This window comes from Blastococcus sp. SYSU DS0510 (assembly GCF_054050835.1).
The window spans coordinates 47837-63346 of record NZ_JBJHAC010000002.1 but is presented as its reverse complement, the minus strand read 5'-3'; the positions used below and the strand labels follow the sequence as shown (position 1 = coordinate 63346).

Genomic DNA, 15510 nt, shown 5'->3' with positions numbered 1-15510 from the left:
TCGCGGTGCGGTCCGGAGGAGCGCGATGTCATGGCCGAACCGGATCTTGGCCGCGGTGTCTGACGGAGTCAGACAAAGGGACTCGAGTACACCGCGAAGTACACCGCGATGTAGTGGCAGAGCGCCGCGACGACGGTCATCGCGTGGAAGACCTCGTGGTAGCCGAACGTCTCCGGCCACGGGTTGGGCTTCTTGATGCCGTAGGCGATGCCACCCAGGGTGTAGAGCACGCCGCCGACGGCGAGCAGCACCATCGAGGCGACCCCGGCGATGTGCAGGATGTCGGTGAGCACGAACACCGCGACCCAGCCCAGGCCGATGTAGAGCGGCACGCCCACCCAGCGCGGCGCCGTCGGCCAGGTCATCTTGAGCGTGACACCGGCCAGCGCCCCGGCCCACACGAGGCCGAGCACCCAGAAGCCGGTGGGCTGGTCGACGGCCAGCAGCGCGAACGGCGTGTAGGTGCCGGCGATGAAGAGGAAGATCATCGAGTGGTCGAGCCGCTTCATGATCTTCCAGCCGCGCGGTGACCAGCGCCGGCGGTGGTAGAGCGCGCTGATGCCGAACAGCCCGCAGATGGTCAGGCAGTAGACCGCCACCGACCACCCCGCGCGGGCGCCCTGGGCGGAGGCCAGCGGGACGAGCACCGCGCCGGCCACGATGGCGCCGAAGAACGAGAACAGGTGGATCCAGCCGCGTGCGCGGGGACGGGTGTCGGGGTGCTCCCAGTCGGCGTCGGCGAAGTGGCTGGCGTCCCAGGTCTGCTCGACCTGTTCGCCCTCGGCGACGACGGTCGCGACCGCCTGCCCGGCGGGAGCCTCGAGCTCCGCACCGTCGGCCTCCACCCGTACAGCTCGTCGATCGGAGGGAGGGACAGTCATGCTCCGAGGCTACGGACGCGCGGCGGTGGCGGCATCCGCTGGGGCTGTGACGTGCACGTCCTCGTCCCGAGGCTCGCCGCGACCTGCGCGTGGCGAGCAGGACGCGCTCCGTTAACTAGGGTGACCGTCGTGGGGGTGCGCCGGCGGGTCCGTGACGCGCTCATCCAGGTGTACGAGCGGCGGCTGGCGCGGGCGTTGGTCGGCGCGGACGTGCCGCGGCACGTGGGCGTGATCATGGACGGCAACCGGCGGTGGGCGCGGGCCATCGGGCTCGAGGACGTCGCGCACGGGCACCGCCGGGGCGCCGACAAGATCGCCGACCTGCTCGGCTGGTGCGACGACGCCGGCGTCCAGGTGGTCACCCTGTTCATGCTCTCCACCGACAACCTGCGCCGGCCCGCGTCCGAGCTCGACGCGCTCCTGGCGATCATCGAGGACGTCGCCGTGGACCTGTCGCGGCCGGGCCGGCGTTGGCGGATCCGCAGCATGGGCGCGCGCGAGGTGCTGCCGGCGCGCACCGTCGCCGTCCTCGAGCAGGCCGAGCGCGACACCTGCCACCGCCCGGGGGCGACGGTCAACCTGGCCGTCGGCTACGGCGGGCGGCGGGAGATCGCCGACGCCGTCCGCTCGCTGCTGAGCGAGCACGCCACCCGCGGCACCTCGCTGGAGGAGCTGGTCGAGGTGCTGGACGTCGAGCACATCGCCGAGCACCTCTACACGCGCGGCCAGCCCGACCCCGACCTGGTGATCCGCACCAGCGGTGAGCAGCGCATGTCGGGCTTCCTGCTGTGGCAGACGGCGAACGCCGAGTTCCACTTCACCGACGTCTACTGGCCGGACTTCCGCCGGGTGGACTTCCTGCGCGCGCTGCGCGACTACTCGGCCCGGCACCGCCGCTTCGGCGGGTGACGGCGGCTGCGAGACTGGCCGCCATGACCGCGGGAGCCCTCGACGTCGCCCTGGAGTACGTGCGGCTCGGGCTGCGCTTCGACCGCCTGGAGGCCGGCTTCGTCGACGCCTACACCGGTGACCCGCGCATCCGGGCGCAGGTCCAGGACGAGCCGGCGCCGACCCCGCGGCAGCTGCGTGACCGCGCCCGGGAGCTGCTGCGCGAGCTCGACGCGGCCGCCCTCCCCGAGGAGCGCGCCGCCTTCCTGCGCGGCCAGCTGACCGGCCTGGAGTGCAGCGCGCGGAAGATGAGCGGCGAGCCGGTCGGCTTCGTCGAGGAGGTGCGCGCCTACTTCCAGGTCGACGTCGAGCTGGGTGACGAGGCCGCCTACGCCGCCGCCCACGCGGAGCTGGACCGCCTGCTGCCCGGCGACGGCACCCTGGCCGAGCGGTACGCCGCCCACCGCCGCCGCGAGGAGTGCCCGCCGGACCGGCTCGAGCGCGCGGTGCAGGCGCTGTCGAGCGCCCTCCGTGACCGGGTGCGCGGGCAGTACGGGCTCCCCGAGGTCGAGACCGTCCGGTACGAGGTGGTCACCGACAAGCCGTGGTCGGGCTTCAACTACTACGAGGGCGGCTACCGCTCCCGGGTCGCCATCAACGCCGACCTGCCGCACCGGCTCTCGCAGCTCGCCCACCTGGTCGCCCACGAGTCCTACCCGGGGCACCACACCGAGCACTGCCGCAAGGAGCAGGGGCTCGTCGAGCGGTCCGGTCACACCGAGCACACCGTGTTCCTGGTCAACACCCCCGAGTGCCTCATGGCCGAGGGGCTGGCCGACCTCGGCGTCCCGGCGGCGATCGGCGAGGGCTGGGGGGTGTGGTCGGAGGAGATCCTCGGGGACCTCGGCCTGCGGTTCGACGGTGCGCTGGCCGAGCGGATCGCTGTCGCCGCCGCGCCGCTCAACCGGGTCCGGCAGGACGCCGCGGTGCTCCTGCACGACCGGGGCGCCGATGCCGACGAGGTGGCGGCCTACCTGCAGCGCTGGGCGCTGGTGAGCCCGGAACGCGCCCGGCAGCAGATCCGCTTCCTCACCGATCCGCTGTGGCGGGCCTACATCTCCACCTACGTCGAGGGCTTCGACCTCCTCACGCGCTGGCTCGACGCCCGCCCGGCCGGGCAGCCGGTCGCCGACCGCTTCGTCCGCCTGCTCGACGAGCCGCTCACCCCGCAGCGGATCGCCGCCGAGATCCCGGCCGCCTGACCCGTGGCCGCCCGCTCGCCGTCGCAGGCCCGGTTCCTCGGGCTCTGGACCGCGGGCTGGCTCGCCCTGCTCCTGGTGCTGGGCATGGTGCGGTTCGGCGACCCCGCGGTGCAGTGGCCGGTGCTGGTCGTCCCGGTCCTCTGGGCGCTGGTGGCGCTGCGGCCCCGCCGCGGCGGGCGGGCCGGGCGGCGGGCGGCGGCCGAGTGGCCGGAGGAGGGGCGGGCCGACGACCGCTGGCCCGAGCACGACAGGTGGGCCGACGACCGCTGGTCCGGACAGGACGGGTGGCCCGAGGACGACGGCTGGGCGCAGGAGCGGCGGCGCCGGCAGGACCCGCGGCACCGGCCGCCGCCGGGGGAGCGGACCGACACCGTCGAGCGCCCGGCCCTGCGCCGGCGGCCCGAGGGCACCGACCACCGGTGGTGACCGGCCGGCGCTGACGCCCTCGGTGAAACCGGTGGAAGCCGTCGGTGGACCGGTGGATGCTGTCGCGCGTGATCCACGCCCGCGGCCTCGCCCGCACCTTCCGCAAGCGGAAGCAGGAGGTCCGCGCCGTCGTCGGTGTCGACCTCGACGTCGCCCCCGGTGAGATCGTCGGCTTCCTCGGTCCCAACGGCGCCGGCAAGACGACGACGCTGCGCATGCTCACCACGCTGCTCGAGCCCACGGCCGGGACGGCGACGGTGGCCGGCTGCGACCTGCGCACCGACCCGGTCGGGGTGCGCCGCCGCATCGGGTACGTCTCGCAGAGCGGCGCCACCGCCCCGGAGGCGCGGGCGGGCGAGGAGGTGGTCGACCACGCTCGGCTCTACGGCATGAGCACCGCCGAGGCCACCGAGCGCGGGCGCCGGCTCTTCGCCGAGCTCGACCTCGACGGCCTGTGGGAGCGGCAGCCCAAGTCGATGTCGGGGGGCCAGCGCCGCCGCCTCGACATCGCGGTGGGGCTCGTCCACGTACCGGAGCTGGTCTTCCTCGACGAGCCGACCACGGGGCTGGACCCGCAGGCGCGGGCCAACCTGTGGGAGCACATCCGGAGCCTGCGCGAGGACCGCGGGACGACCGTTTTCCTCACCACCCACTACCTCGACGAGGCCGACGCGCTGTGCGACCGGATCCTGGTCATCGACCACGGCGCGATCGTCGCCGAGGGCACCCCCGACCAGCTGAAGTCGCAGGTCGGCGGGGACGTGCTGACCGTGACGGCGGAGCGCCCGGACCAGCTGGCCCAGGTGGCCCGCCTGGTGGGCGCGCTCCCCGGCGCCGAGCCGCCGCAGCTGCTGCCCGACCGGGTCGTGGGCCGGGTGCCCAACGGGGGCTGCGCGCTGGTCGAGCTGGTGCGCGCGCTGGACGCCGCCGACGTCGTCGTCAGCGGGATCGAGAGCCGCCGGCCCAGCCTGGACGACGTCTTCCTCGGCCTGACCGGCCGGTCCCTGCGCGAGTCCGGCGGCGCACCGGCCGAGGTCCCGGCGGCGGCGCGATGAGGACCCTGCTGCGCGACACCGGCACCGTCTTCGTCCGCGCCATGCGCATGTCGCTGCGCAACCCGACCTGGCTGGTGATCAGCCTGATGCAGCCGATCCTCTACATCGTGCTGTTCGGGCCGCTGCTGGAGCCGCTGGCCGAGCAGCTCGGCCCGGGGAACGCCTACCAGATCTTCGTGCCCGGCATCCTGGTGCAGCTGGGCATGTTCGGGGCGCTGTTCGTCGGCTTCGGGCTGATCGCGGAGTGGCGGGCCGGGGTCATCGAGAGCCAGCGGGTCACCCCGGCCAGCCGCACGGCGCTGCTGCTGGGACGGGTGCTGCGCGACGTCGTCGTCCTGCTGACGCAGGGGGTGCTGCTCGTGCTGGTCGCGATCCCGCTCGGGCTGCGGGCACCGGTGGCCGGCGTCGCCCTGACCCTCGTGGTGGTGGCGCTGCTCGGCGCCGCGCTCGCCGCGGTGTCCTACGCCCTGGCCCTGACGCTCAAGAGCGAGGACGCGTTCGCGCCGCTCCTGAACGCGTGGTGTTCCCGGTCGTGCTGCTCTCGGGCATCCTGCTGCCGATGTCGCTGGCCCCGGGCTGGCTGCAGACCCTCAGCGACGTCAACCCGTTCAAGCACATCGTCGAGGCCGCCCGGGAGTTCTTCGTCGGCGGCTACGGCACGGCGACCGCCTGGTGGGGCGTCGTGCTCACCGTGGTGCTGGCGGTCCTCGGCTGGCTGTTCGGGGTGCGCCGGTTCCGCCGCGAGTCCAGCTGAACGTGCGCGCGGGACGGCTGGTGCCAGTGGTACTTCCGGGTGACATCGCCCCCTCCTCGTGGGGTGTACGTCACGCGGATGTCACTGGCCGGGCCTAGCGTCCGCAGTGGACGGCGAGCTGCCCTCGCCGTCCACGGGAGGCCCGGTTGGCGCGAGAGCGTTCGTCGTCCAGAGGGGCCGGTACCCGGCCTCTGCGCCGGGGCCCGGTCACCTTCGAGCCGGGGTGCGCCTGCCACCGCAGGTGGCGCCCCACGGGAGCCGACTCGTGAACAGTCGCCGCACGTTCGTCCTCGACACCTCGGTCCTGCTCTCCGACCCCGCTGCGCTGCTGCGTTTCGGGGACGCCGACGTGGTGCTGCCGCTCGTCGTCATCGGGGAGCTGGAGGACAAGCGCAACCACCCGGAGCTGGGCTGGTTCGCCCGCCAGACGCTGCGCATCCTGGACGACCTCAGGGTCACCCACGGCCGGCTCGACGCTCCCGTTCCCGTGGGGGAGCAGGGCGGCACGCTGCACGTCGAGCTGAACCACAGCGACCCGTCCGCCCTCCCGGCCGGCTTCCGCAACGACACCAACGACAGCCGCATCATGGTCGTCGCGCTGAACCTGCGGGCCGAGGGTCGGGACGTCTGCCTGGTCACCAAGGACGTCCCGCTGCGGGTCAAGGCCGCGGCGGTCGGGCTGGAGACCGACGAGTACCGCGTGCTCGACGCCGTGGACGCCGGCTGGACCGGCATGACCGAGCTCAGCCTCGACGACGCCGACCTCGACGAGCTCTACGAGACCGGCGAGGCGTTCCTGCCGGCGGCGGCCGAGCTCCCGACCCACACCGGCCTGGTGCTGCTGTCCTCCCGCGGGTCGGCTCTGGGCCGGGTGCTGCCCGACAAGAAGGTGCGGCTGGTGCGCGGCGACCGGGAGGCCTTCGGCCTGCACGGCCGCTCGGCCGAGCAGCGGGTCGCGCTGGACCTGCTGCTGGACCCGGAGATCGGCATCGTCTCCCTCGGCGGGCGCGCGGGCACCGGCAAGTCGGCGCTGGCGCTGTGCGCGGGGCTGGAGTCGGTGATGGAGCGGCGGGCGCACAAGAAGGTGGTCATCTTCCGGCCGCTGTACGCCGTGGGCGGGCAGGAGCTCGGGTACCTGCCGGGCAGCGAGGGCGAGAAGATGTCGCCCTGGGCGCAGGCGGTCTACGACACCCTCGGCGCGCTGGTGTCGAAGGAGGTGCTCGAGGAGATCGCCGCGCGCGACCTCATCGAGGTGCTGCCGCTGACCCACATCCGCGGGCGCTCGCTGCACGACTCCTTCGTGATCGTCGACGAGGCCCAGTCGCTGGAGCGAGGCGTGCTCCTGACCGTGCTCTCCCGGCTGGGCAGCAACTCGCGGGTGGTGCTCACCCATGACGTCGCCCAGCGCGACAACCTGCGCGTCGGCCGGCACGACGGCGTCACGGCGGTGATCGAGAAGCTCAAGGGGCACGTGCTGTTCGCGCACGTGACGCTCACCCGCTCCGAGCGCTCGCCGATCGCCGCGCTGGTGACCGAGATGCTGGAGGACCTGCCGCTCTGAACCCGGGGGCCGCTCCGGGGGCTTCGGCCCCCGGAGCGGTCAGCTCGCGTCGGCCGGCTCGTCCACCGGCTGCGGCCGGGCAGCGGGCCGGCGTCGTTCCTTGGGGGCGGGCTTGGGCGGGGCGGCGACGGCGCGTACGAGCACCACGACCACCCAGCCGGCGAGCAGGCACCACGGCAGCCGGCCGATCATCTCCTCGGTGGTGAAGTCACCGCGCAACCCGAGGGCCAGCACGGGGACGGCCAGCACGAACCCGACGAGCAGGACGTCCCAGCGGAACGGACTCATGCCTGCGGGCTGTCCAGGCGTTCGCAGAGCAACGAGGCCCAGCGGTGCGGGGTCGCCCGGACGCCGTCGAGGAGGGCCACGGGCACGGTCAGCCGCTGCAGAACCGCGGCGGGGTCGGCGCTGAGGTCGGTGTCCTGGACGACGAGGGCGTCGACGCGGGCGAGGCCGTCGAGCCAGAGCTCGAGATCCTCGGGCTTGCGGGTCGCCTCCACGACGGCCCACACAGCGACCGGCGACCAGATCGCCAGCATCTGCGACATCCAGTAGACGTCGCTGCGCAGCGGCGCGTCGACGGCGACGACGGTGAGCGTGCCGGCGTCGGCGGCCTCCTGCCGGCGGTCGACGGCGGCGTCGATGGTGGTCATGCGGCTGCCCTTCGGCGCGAGGCCGGCCAGGTCGCCGCGCGTCGCCCACTGCACGCGGTCGGGGTCCAGCCGCAGGGAGGCGGCCAGCGCGCGGGCGGCGCGGAGCGTCTCGACGCCCGGGCCGACCACGAAGAGCACCTCACCGGCGCCGGTGGGCAGCCGGGGCGCCTCGGGCAGCCGGGCGGCGAGCGCGTGGGTGAGCGCGGCGTAGGTGCCGTCGGCCTCGATCCGGTCGGCGATGTCCCCGCCGAGCAGCTCCACGGGCACGCCCAGCTCGGTCAGCCGGGCGACGACCTCGCGCGGGGTGCCGGGACGCCCGGTCCGGGGCGCGGGGGCGTCGGCGGCCGGCTCGGCGACGCGGTTCTCGAGCTCGGAGATCTCGGGGTGGTCGTCCCCGGCCATCAGCGGGCCGACCGGCAGCCGCGTGACCGTTGCGAGGGCGCGGCCGGCGGGGGTGGCCGGCGCAGCGCCCACCTCGGGAGCCGTGGGGGCGACGTCGTCGCGCGGGCCCGGGGCGCCCGTCCGCGACGGCGGGACCGCCGGGCGGCCCGACGACGACGGCGGCACGGGCGGCAGCCCGCGGCCCCGCGCGCCGGGCATCGGCGGCAGGAGGGAGATCCTGGGCATGACGGTGGTGGCGTCCAGCGACATGGCGAGCGGGGCGGGGTCGCTGGCGGTGCGGGCCAGCAGCGGAGCGGCCTCCGCCAGCAGGATGCCCGGCTCCTCGACGGCGACCTCCTCGACGGCGGCCTCCTCGACGGCGGCCTCCTCCACGGCGGTTGCCTCCACGGCGGTTGCCTCGGCCGGCACCTCGTCGGGCACGGGCTCCTCGGCGACGGTCTCCTCGAGCACGGTCTCCTCGAGCACGGTCTCCTCGAGCACGGTCTCCTCGAGCACGGTCTCCTCGAGCACGGCCTCCTCGGCCACGGGCTCCTGCACCGGCGCGGGAGCCGGGCTGAGCACGTCGGCCCAGATGGGGGCGTCGTCGGCGATCGGGGGAGCGGGCACCGGCTCGCCCCACAGCGGGATGCCGGCGGGGGAGCCGCCCCAGCCGAGGCCGGCGGAGACCGGCGCGGGGGCAGCGGGGACGTCGAAGAGCGGGAACGACGGGGCGGGGACGACCGGCTCCGGCGCGGCGGCCAGCGTGGTGGCCGGCGCGAAGAGCAGGTCGGCGACCACCGGCTCCGTCGGGCGGACCGCATCGAGGACGGGGACGTCGACGACCGGAGCGGTCGGCTCCGCCGGGAGGGCCGGCTCGTCGGCCACCGCGAGGGGGAGCCCCGGCTCGGCCAGCGCCTCGCGAGGGGAGTCGCCGGCGAGCATCTTGCGCAGGATCCCGGCGAGCGCGTCGTCGGAGTGGCCCTGGGCCAGGGCGTCGCGGAGCGCCTCCGCGATCTCCTCCTGGCGCGCGGACGCGGCCGGCGCAGCCGGCTGGTGCGGCTCGGCCGCCCAGGTGGGCAGCTCCTCGGCGCCGGACGTGGACGCGGAGGGCGGCGCGGTGGCCTGATCTCTCACCGTGGACTCCTCCTGGTGCACGGCCTGGGACCGCATCGACGGATCTGCTGAACGGATGGCCGCCGCGGCCAACGACGGCCGGGCCGCCGCCGCACCGGCCGGCGCGGCCGGGACGGGGGCGGAGGTCGGCGCGGGCTCGGTCGGCCGGGCAAGCGCCTGGTCGACGGCCTGGCGCACGTCGCGGTCCCCGGAGACCATGCGGGCCAGCGCCGCCGTGAACGGGGACGGGGCGACGGCCGCCTCGTCGCGGGCCGCGGGCGGCTGCTCCACCGGAGCGGACGGGGCCGCGGCGTGCTGCGGGCGCGAGGCAGGCGCACGCTCGCGGGTCGCCTTCGGGAAGGTGGCGCGGGTCGGGGAGGGCCGTCCGTGGGCAGGCCCGGCCGGGGCGGGAGCGCCTCCCGGGGCGCCCCCCAGCAGGCCGGCCAGCTCGTCGATCCGCTCGTCGTCCTCCGCGGGGCGGGTCGCGGGCGACCGGGAAGGGGCGGTCGGCTCGGCCGTGCCCGGGCGGGCGGCCTCGGCGGCCCAGGCGGCGGCGCCGTTGCGGGCCGGCGCCGTGCTGCGCGCACGGGCCGGAGCAGCCGCGGCCAGCGGGGAGTCGTACGCGGCGGCGGGCGTCGCCTGGGCGGGGCCCGTCGACGGCGCGGGGACGCCCGGGCGGGCGAACTGGTCCGGTGCCACCTCGGCGACGTAGCGCTCGGTGGCGAAGAAGCCGAGCACGCCGCCGGACCGGACGCGGCGCACGCCGACGACCCGGGCGTGCGGCCCGAACTGCTCGCGCGCGGCCGCGATCGCGTCGTCGCGCGTGGCGGCCTCAACGGATCGCAACGGCACCGCTCACCACTCCCAGCGACTCGATCTGGGCCGTCCGGGACACCTCCGAGTAGGAGATGACCGGCAGCCGGGGCAGGATCTGGCGCATCAGCCGCGCGAGTGCCGCGCGAACCTGAGGCGAGCAGACGAGGACGGGGGACAGGCCCTGCCGCTCGGCGTCCTCGAGCATGCCGCTGCATCCGTGGACGAGGGCGTCCACCGCGCCGGCGTCGAGGGCCAGGACGGCGCCCACCTCGGTCTGGCGGACCGACTCGAGCAGGCGCTGCTCGAACCCCGGCTCCAGCGTGAACACGTGCAGGCGCTCGTCCGGCGTGACGTAGGGCTGGCTGATCGCCGAGCCCAGGGCCGACCGGGCCGCCTCGACGAGACCGTCGAGTTCGGTCGAGTGCTTGGCACGCACAGAGAGTGCCTCGAAGATGCGGACCAGGTCCCGGATCGACACGCCCTCGGCGAGCAACGCGTGCAACACGCGCTGCACCTCTCCCAGGGTGAGCAGAGCGGGGGTCAGCTCCTCGACGACGACCGGGTGCGACCGGCGAACCATCTCCACGAGCAGGCGCACGTCCTCGCGCCCGAGCAGGTCCGCGGCGTTCTGCCGGACGACCTCGGCCAGGTGCGTGGTGATGACCGACGAGCGGTCGACGACGGTGGCCCCGGCCATCTCGGCGGCGCGCTGCAGCTCCGCGGGCACCCACTTGGCGGCGAGGCCGAACACCGGCTCGCGGGTGGGCTTGCCGGGCAGCCCGTCCAGGGCGTCGCCGATGGCGAGCACCGTGCCGGCGGGGGAGCTGCCCTTGGCGACCGGGACGCCGTTGAGCCAGATGACGTACTGCGAGGAGGGCAGGTCGAGGTTGTCGCGGGTGCGCACCAGCGGGATCACCAGGCCGGTCTCCATGGCGACCTTCCGCCGCAGCGCCTTGACCCGGTCCAGCAGGTCCCCGCCGCGGGAGGCGTCGACGAGGTCGACCAGGTCGAAGGCGACCTCCAGCTCGAGCGGGTCGACCCGCATCTTCTCCGCGATCGCCTCGGGCGAGTCCGGAGCCGGCTCCAGCTCGGCGGCGGCCGCGGCGGCCTCGGCCTCCTCGTCGACCTCCTCCGGCTCGGTCATCCGGCTGGCCATGACGAGGAAGACCACGCCGACGAGCAGGAAGGGCAGCTTGGGCAGGCCCGGGATGAGGCAGAGGGCGAGGGCGGCGCCGCCGGCGATGCGGACCGGCTGGCGGAAGCGGCCGAGCTGGGCGATCAGGTCGGTGCCCATGTCGCCCTCGGTGGCCGACCGGGTCACGATGATGCCGGTCGCGGTGGACATGAGCAGCGCCGGGATCATCGAGACGAGCCCGTCGCCGACCGTTAGCAGGGAGTAGGTGCTGACCGCCTCGGCGGGCGCCATGCCGCGCTGCATCATGCCGATCGCGAACCCGCCGATGAGGTTCACCAGGGTGACGACGATGCCCGCGATGGCGTCGCCCTTGACGAACTTCGAGGCACCGTCCATCGAGCCGTAGAAGTCGGCCTCGGCGGTGACCTCGTGCCGCCGCTTGCGGGCCTGCGCCTCGTTGATGAGGCCGGCGTTGAGGTCGGCGTCGATCGCCATCTGCTTGCCGGGCATGGCGTCGAGCGTGAAGCGGGCGCCGACCTCGGCCACGCGCCCCGCACCGTTCGTGATGACCACGAACTGCACGATCGTGAGGATCAGGAAGATGACCAGGCCGACGATGAGCGAGCCGCCGATGACGATGTGGCCGAAGGCCTCGATCACCTTGCCGGCGTAGCCGTCGGTGAGCACGAGCCGCGTCGAGGAGACGTTGAGCGCGAGGCGGAAGAGCGTCGCGATGAGCAGCAGCGACGGGAAGATCGCGAAGTCCAGCGGCCGCCTGATCTGCATCGCGACCAGCAGCACCAGGAGCGAGATGGTCAGGTTGAGCCCGATCAGCATGTCCATCAGCCCCGCGGGCAGCGGTACCACCAGCATGAGCACGATGGCGACGACGCCGATCGGGACGGCGGCCTTGCCCAGGCCTCTCACTCGCCCGCTCCGGGCTCGCACGAGGGACGCTGGCTCACCCCTCCCTCATCGGCAGGCCGGCCCGCACCCGGTACCGCGCCACCGACGCCGTCCTCCCTCGCCGAACCGCGTCCTCCCTCACCGCCCACCGTGAGGGAGGACGCGCCACGATCAGGGAACCTGATCATGGCCCACCCGGGGTCCTTCCTCAGGCGGCGACGGGGGGACGGCGGCGACCGGCCTTGGGCAGGTCCGTCACGTCGGGCGCCTCGAAGCCCGGACGGTGGAAGCCGCCGCGCACGCCCCGCGCGCCCAGGTGCATGACGAAGGCGAGCACCCGCGCGACGGCGGTGAACAGCTGCGCCGGCACCTCCTGGCCGAGCTCGCAGGAGGCGTGCAGCGCCCGGGCCAGCGGGATGTCCTGGACCATCGGCACCCGGGCCTCGGCGGCCTTCTCGCGCAGCTTCGCCGCGACCTCGCCGGCGCCCTTGGCCACCACCCGCGGTGCGCCCCTGGCGGCGTCGTACTTCAGCGCGACGGCGACGTGGGTCGGGTTGACCAGCAGGACGTCGGCCTCGGCGACCTCGCTCATCATCCGGTTGCGCGACATCGCCATCTGCACCCCGCGGCGGTGGGCCTTCATGTACGGGTCGCCCTCGGCCTGCTTGTGCTCCTGCTGGATCTCGTACTTGCTCATCTTCAGCTCCTTCATCATCTTCTTCCGCACGACGACGTAGTCGGCGACGGCGATGACGAGGCCGGTGACCGCGACGACGCGGAACATCAGCACGGCCGAGTCGGTGAAGGCGGCGGCGACGGCCGACAGGGGCAGGGCGCCTGCCGAGGAGACCAGCAGCTGGGCCCGCTCGCTGGTGATGATCACGACGGTGCCCAGGGCCGCCGTCTTGATCAGCGCCTTCGACATCTCCCACAGCCCCTGGGTGCCGAACATGCGCTTGAGCCCCGGGAGCGGGTTGAACTTCTTCAGCTTGGGCTGCATGGGCTTGCTCGTCACGTGCACCCCGCCCTGCGCCGCCGACGAGGCCACGCCCACGAGCATGAGCGCGATCGCGGTCGGCAGCAGCGTCGTCAGGAAGGCGATCAACGCCGTGCCCAGCAGCGCGGTGACCGTGCTGACCTCAGGGTTCTTCACCACCGTCCCGACGTGCAGGAACAGCTGACGCACCGCGTCGTACGCGTCTCCCACGAGCATCGGCAGCAGGAAGCTCGCCGCCGCCACCCCCAGCCAGGTCCCCAGCTCCTGGGTCCTCGGGATCTGCCCGTCCTTGCGCGCCTTCTTGAGGCGCTGGGGAGTCGGCGCCTCGGTCTTCTCACCACCCGGTCCGTCCTTGGCCATGTCCCACCCCCTCAGCCGCCGCGCAGCGAGGTCATGGCGCGGGCGCCGTGCTCGAGCAGCTGGTCGAGGGCCGGCGGCAGCAGGGGGAAGGTCAGCCCCAGCATCGCCAGGGTGAGCATGATCTTCACCGGGAAGCCCAGGGAGAAGACGTTGAGCGCGGGGGCGGCGCGGCTGAGGAGGGCCAGCGCCACGTCGGCGAGCAGGAGCACGGCGACCATCGGGCCGGCGATCTGCAGCGCGGCCAGGAACATCATGGAGAACGCGGTGATCAGCACCGCCGCGATCTGGTCGGTGGGCACGTCCCCGCCCACGGGGAGCCCCTCGTAGGAGGTGGCGAACCCCTTGACCATCAGCAGGTGCCCGCCGCTGGTGAACAGCAGGGTCGTGGCCAGCAGGTAGTGCAGCTTGCCCAGGGAGCTGTTCTGCGTCATCGCCATGGGGTCGTAACCGGGCTGCAGCGAGAAGCCGCCCGCGAGGTCGAGCACGTCGCCGGCCATCTGCACCGCGGTGAACAGCACCTGGACGACGAAGCCCAGCGCCGCGCCGATGACGACCTCGGTGACGGCGGTGACGAGCAGGAACCCCGCCGTCGGCTCGGGCAGCGTGGGCGCGATCTGGGTGGACAGCAGCACCGCCAGGGCGAGGGCGAGGGCGCCCTTGACCGGGCCGGGGATCACCCGGGAGTTGAACGGCGGCGCGAGCAGGATGAAGCCGGCGGCCCGCGCCGTGCCGAGGAGCAGGGCCGCGAGCGTGACCGCCGGGACCGAGAGGTCCATGCCGGCTACGTCCGGTCGAGCAGTGCCGGCAGCTGGTCGAAGAGCGTGTGGGTGAAGGTGACCAGCTCGGAGAGCACCCAGTTCCCGGTGACCAGCATGGCGATCGCGACCGCGATCATCTTCGGGACGAAGGAGAGCGTGGCCTCCTGGATCTGGGTCGCCGCCTGGAACAGCGAGATCAGGAAGCCGACCAGCAGGGCGGTCAGCAGGATCGGGGCGGCGACCTTGGCGGCCACCATCATGGTCTGGGCGGCGATCTCGGTGACGTCGGCGTCGCTCATCGCTACCCCGCCCCTGCGTAGGAGCCCACGAGGGCTGTGGTGATCAGCGCCCAGCCGTCGACGACGACGAAGAGCAGCAGCTTGAAGGGCAGCGACACGATGGTCGGCGGGACCATCATCATGCCGAGCGCCATGAGCGCGGCGCTGACGAGCATGTCGAGCACCAGGAACGGGATGAAGATGACCAGCCCGATGATGAAGGCGCTCTTCAGCTCCGACAGGACGAACGCCGGGATCAGCGTCGTCATGCTGACCTGCGTCGGGTCCGCCGGGGCCTCCTCGCCGGAGAGCCCGATCATCAGCTTCAGCTCGTCCTCGCGGGTGTTCGCGAGCAGGAACTCGCGCAGCGGCACGACGCCGGCGTCGTAGGCCTGGGACACCGACATCGCGCCGTCCATGTACGGCTGGACGGCGATCTCGTTGATGTCGGAGAACACCGGGCCCATGACGAAGAGCGTCAGGAACAGTGCGATGCCGGTGAGCACCTGGTTCGGCGGCGAGGTCGCCATGCCGAGCGCGTTCCGGGTCAGCCCCAGCACCACGATGATCTTGGTGAACGAGGTGGCCAGCAGCAGCACCGACGGCGCGACCGACAGCACCGTGATCGCCAGGATCAGGGTGATCGAGCTGCTGGGGGAGCCGTTGCCGATGGAGATGTCCACGGCCCCGCCGACCTCGGGCGCCGTGGGTGCCGTCGGGGCGGTGGGCGTGGTCGGTGCGGCCGTGGCCGGGCCGGCGAGGACGACCGCCCCCACCGCGGCGACCAGCAGCACCAGCAGGACGACGAGCGCGCGGCCCCGCGTCCGGTGGCCCGGCACGCGCACGGCGGCCGTCATGACCGGCGGACCGTGCGCTCGCGGAGCTCGTCGACCAGCGTGCCCCAGCCGTTCCGGTCGAGGACCGAGCCGGCGAGCACGCCGTCGGAGGAGCGTGCCGCCTGGGCCGGGATGGCCGGGGTCCCGGCGTCCGGCGCCGCTGCTGCCTTCGGCCGGGCGGGCGCACCGCGCTCGGCCAGGACGGCGTCGACGGCCTCGCCGTCGACCTCCGCGAGCAGGGTGACCTGCTCCTCGGTGGCCCCGATGACCAGGACGACGTCGGCGATGCGGACCACGTTCACCGAGCTGGCGCGGCCCAGCCGCTGGCGGGCGACGACCTGGATGAGGCCGTTCCCCTGGCCCAGGCCCTTCTTCTTCGCCAGCCGGGCGGCGAACCAGAGGACGCCGCCGATGAGGGCGAGGGAGAGGATGAGCCGGATGATCATCCAG

At 73.9% G+C, this 15510-nt stretch carries 15 protein-coding genes and 1 pseudogene; 7 read left to right on the top strand and 9 right to left on the bottom strand.

Annotated elements, in window-relative coordinates:
* Positions 1–68: 68 nt before the first annotated feature.
* Positions 69–881, bottom strand: coding sequence for a PAQR family membrane homeostasis protein TrhA (gene trhA / locus ACI79P_RS01895; RefSeq protein ID WP_456579349.1), 813 nt, complete (start codon positions 879–881; stop codon positions 69–71).
* Between the two features lie 120 nt (positions 882–1001).
* On the opposite strand from trhA, the gene ACI79P_RS01890 reads away from it, so the two are divergent.
* The 7 genes and pseudogenes from ACI79P_RS01890 to ACI79P_RS01860 all read left to right on the top strand — a co-directional run bounded on the left by ACI79P_RS01890 (position 1002) and on the right by ACI79P_RS01860 (position 6827).
* Positions 1002–1790: an isoprenyl transferase gene (locus tag ACI79P_RS01890; protein WP_456579348.1), complete on the top strand. Its 789-nt coding sequence runs from the start codon at positions 1002–1004 to the stop codon at positions 1788–1790.
* A gap of 23 nt (positions 1791–1813) precedes the next feature.
* Positions 1814–3031 carry a DUF885 domain-containing protein gene (locus ACI79P_RS01885; protein ID WP_456579347.1) on the top strand — a complete coding sequence of 406 codons (1218 nt, stop codon included), beginning with the start codon at positions 1814–1816 and terminating at the stop codon, positions 3029–3031.
* Between the two features lie 3 nt (positions 3032–3034).
* On the top strand, positions 3035–3457 hold the full coding sequence (locus ACI79P_RS01880) for a hypothetical protein (protein ID WP_456579346.1): 423 nt from the start codon (positions 3035–3037) through the stop codon (positions 3455–3457).
* A 68-nt stretch (positions 3458–3525) separates the two neighbouring features.
* Positions 3526–4512, top strand: a complete 987-nt coding sequence (locus ACI79P_RS01875; protein ID WP_456579345.1) for an ATP-binding cassette domain-containing protein — start codon at positions 3526–3528, stop codon at positions 4510–4512.
* Positions 4509–4964: pseudogene (locus ACI79P_RS01870) on the top strand (ABC transporter permease); the annotation flags it as partial. The gene ACI79P_RS01875 and the pseudogene ACI79P_RS01870, both read left to right, overlap by 4 nt.
* 65 nt (positions 4965–5029) lie before the next feature.
* A complete protein-coding gene (locus tag ACI79P_RS01865; RefSeq protein WP_456579344.1) occupies positions 5030–5266 on the top strand; it encodes an ABC transporter permease in 237 nt (78 codons plus the stop codon).
* A 265-nt stretch (positions 5267–5531) separates the two neighbouring features.
* Positions 5532–6827, top strand: a complete 1296-nt coding sequence (locus tag ACI79P_RS01860) for a PhoH family protein (protein WP_456579343.1) — start codon at positions 5532–5534, stop codon at positions 6825–6827.
* A 39-nt stretch (positions 6828–6866) separates the two neighbouring features.
* Here ACI79P_RS01860 and ACI79P_RS01855 read toward each other — a convergent pair whose 3' ends face one another.
* The 8 genes from ACI79P_RS01855 to ACI79P_RS01820 form a co-directional block, all read right to left on the bottom strand.
* Positions 6867–7115, bottom strand: coding sequence for a hypothetical protein (locus ACI79P_RS01855; RefSeq protein WP_456579342.1), 249 nt, complete (start codon positions 7113–7115; stop codon positions 6867–6869).
* Positions 7112–9826: a hypothetical protein gene (locus ACI79P_RS01850; RefSeq protein WP_456579341.1), complete on the bottom strand. Its 2715-nt coding sequence runs from the start codon at positions 9824–9826 to the stop codon at positions 7112–7114. Before ACI79P_RS01850 ends, ACI79P_RS01855 begins: the two co-directional genes overlap by 4 nt.
* A complete protein-coding gene (gene flhA, locus ACI79P_RS01845) occupies positions 9807–11852 on the bottom strand; it encodes a flagellar biosynthesis protein FlhA (protein WP_456579340.1) in 2046 nt (681 codons plus the stop codon). Before flhA ends, ACI79P_RS01850 begins: the two co-directional genes overlap by 20 nt.
* Positions 11853–12039: 187 nt before the next feature.
* On the bottom strand, positions 12040–13188 hold the full coding sequence (locus ACI79P_RS01840) for an EscU/YscU/HrcU family type III secretion system export apparatus switch protein (RefSeq protein ID WP_456579339.1): 1149 nt from the start codon (positions 13186–13188) through the stop codon (positions 12040–12042).
* 11 nt (positions 13189–13199) lie between these two features.
* The gene (fliR, locus tag ACI79P_RS01835; protein ID WP_456579338.1) at positions 13200–13964 is read right to left on the bottom strand and encodes a flagellar biosynthetic protein FliR; all 765 of its coding nucleotides are present in this window, start codon (positions 13962–13964) and stop codon (positions 13200–13202) included.
* Between the two features lie 5 nt (positions 13965–13969).
* Positions 13970–14245: a flagellar biosynthesis protein FliQ gene (gene fliQ, locus ACI79P_RS01830; RefSeq protein ID WP_456579337.1), complete on the bottom strand. Its 276-nt coding sequence runs from the start codon at positions 14243–14245 to the stop codon at positions 13970–13972.
* Between the two features lie 2 nt (positions 14246–14247).
* Positions 14248–15081, bottom strand: a complete 834-nt coding sequence (fliP, locus tag ACI79P_RS01825) for a flagellar type III secretion system pore protein FliP (protein WP_456579336.1) — start codon at positions 15079–15081, stop codon at positions 14248–14250.
* A complete protein-coding gene (locus tag ACI79P_RS01820) occupies positions 15078–15506 on the bottom strand; it encodes a FliO/MopB family protein (RefSeq protein ID WP_456579335.1) in 429 nt (142 codons plus the stop codon). The genes fliP and ACI79P_RS01820 overlap by 4 nt, the downstream gene beginning before the upstream one ends.
* Between the last annotated feature and the right edge of the window lie 4 nt (positions 15507–15510).